General features: G+C 59.4%; 2 protein-coding genes. Both read right to left on the minus strand.

The window, feature by feature from the left end; genetic code table 11:
* Nucleotides 1–24: 24 nt before the first annotated feature.
* Complete coding sequence (locus tag THIDRDRAFT_RS27185; RefSeq protein WP_007043403.1) at nt 25–474, minus strand: ISAs1 family transposase; 450 nt, start codon at nt 472–474, stop codon at nt 25–27.
* The gene (locus THIDRDRAFT_RS27190) at nt 461–1,138 is read right to left on the minus strand and encodes an ISAs1 family transposase (protein WP_007043404.1); all 678 of its coding nucleotides are present in this window, start codon (nt 1,136–1,138) and stop codon (nt 461–463) included. Before THIDRDRAFT_RS27190 ends, THIDRDRAFT_RS27185 begins: the two co-directional genes overlap by 14 nt.
* Between the last annotated feature and the right edge of the window lie 72 nt (nt 1,139–1,210).

Below are 1,210 nucleotides of genomic sequence, written 5' to 3' on the forward strand. Positions count from 1 at the left end.
ATCAGGGCGAGCGCGTATTAATCATCAACCAGCCAGGACCTTAGCGCGATAGTCGTCGTCCCAGGCGGCCTTGCGACGTTTGTGCGCCATGCTGAGCGAGGAGCCTTCCTTCTCGAGTAGGTTGACGCAGCAATGACGAATCGCGGTCATGATGGCCGGAGCCTGACCTTTGCGAATCCGGCTGGCATCCTCGTTGAAGATCACATCCAAGCGCCAATGAAGACGGTTTTCTACGCCCCAGTGCCCCCGCACGGCCGTGGCGAAGCGCTGGGCATCGGCGCCAATGGAGGCGATGAAGTAGCGTTGCTCGACACTCTGAACACCGTCCTGCCAGCAGGTGCGTTCGACCATTCCAATGCTGCGCAAGCCCGCCCAGCGCGCGGCATTGGGCACCGTCCTCAGATCCTCCGTGATCCAGTAACGGCGGATCTCCAGGCGTCCGTGATCTTTGTCGGTTTCCTCAGGTATAGGCATGGGCGACACCGGCGAATTGGCCCGCAACGGCGGTGGTGAAGAAATCCTCGACAGGCTCTTGCAGCGTGCTCTGGTTGCCTTTGAGCCCAAGCACATAATCCCCGCCCTGGGAACGGATCTGCTCGGCGATGGCGCGCTGACAGCCCATCGCATCGATCGTGACCATACAGCCCTTGAGCGCCAAGAGTTCAAGCAACTCGGGAATTGCCGTGATCTCATTGGATTTCTCCGCCGTAGCTTCTTGCCCCAGCACCAAACGGTTCGATACGGCCCAAGCACTGAACATGTGCAGCGCCGCACGTCCCCGGCGTCGGTCGCGCGAGCCTCGGACCGTCTTGCCGTCCACCGCAATCACCTCGCCTTCTGTCACCCCGGTGACGGTCTGCGTCCAATCGATGAAGCAGTCTTCAAACCGCTTGGGATTGAGCCGTGAGATCACGTTGGCAATGCGATCATGCGACGGAATCCCGTTCTCGAACGGACAAAAGCGACGCAGCCACTCCAGCTTCGCCTCTCCAAACTGCTTGATCGCCTCCCAGCCGTCCGCCCCGCTCAGCACCCCACAGACCGTCAACAGCAGAATTTCTTTAAGAGGATACAGCTTGTTACGCTCAATACGGGGATCTTCAAGGCTGGCAAAATGCTCGATCAGGCTGGCAGACACGCGAGGCTCCTCAAGGCGATTGGCTAACAGGGTGCCGCAACATCATGTCAAATCTAGCGTTAATACGCGCTC

This window comes from Thiorhodococcus drewsii AZ1, from assembly GCF_000224065.1.
In the GTDB taxonomy this organism is placed as follows: Bacteria; Pseudomonadota; Gammaproteobacteria; order Chromatiales; family Chromatiaceae; genus Imhoffiella; species Imhoffiella drewsii.

Bases quoted from the DNA above. Each gene is read 5' to 3' on its own strand.
- THIDRDRAFT_RS27185 (WP_007043403.1), bottom strand. From the start codon at position 474: ATGCCTATACCTGAGGAAACCGACAAAGATCACGGACGCCTGGAGATC.